Genomic DNA, 492 nt, shown 5'->3' on the forward strand with positions numbered 1-492 from the left:
CAACGATGCGCCGATAAATACGGTACCAGCAGCTCAAAACGTCAATGAAGACGTTACCCTGGTATTTAATACTGCTAATGGCAATGCCATCAGCCTGACTGATATTGACAGTGCTTTGGTCACCACGACTGTTTCTGTGAATCATGGTACGTTAACACTTTCAGCAGCCGCAGTGGCTGCTGCAGCTTCTGCAGGAGTTACCATCAGCAATAATGGCACGGGTAATCTGACTCTGGTGGGCGCTCCAAATAATATTAACACCGCATTAAATGGTTTAAGTTACCATCCTATTGCCGATTACAACGGTGCAGACAGCTTAACTATAGTCACCAGTGACGGAACCTTAAGCGATACGGACAGCATTGCCATTACAGTCAATCCAGTTGTGGATATTGCCAACGATGCCATAACTCTGAATGAAGACACGGTGGCTACTTATGATGTGAATAATAATGATACCTTTGAAAACGCAGGCCATACCATCACTGCGAT

The 492-nt window shown here is 45.1% G+C and carries 1 protein-coding gene; it reads left to right on the forward strand.

The genetic code is table 11. The features are described from left to right. Window positions 1-492: hypothetical protein (locus Lqua_RS18375; protein ID WP_193787184.1), on the forward strand; the 492-nt coding region annotated here is incomplete at both ends.

This window comes from Legionella quateirensis (genome assembly GCF_001467955.1).
Classification (GTDB): domain Bacteria; phylum Pseudomonadota; class Gammaproteobacteria; order Legionellales; family Legionellaceae; genus Legionella; species Legionella quateirensis.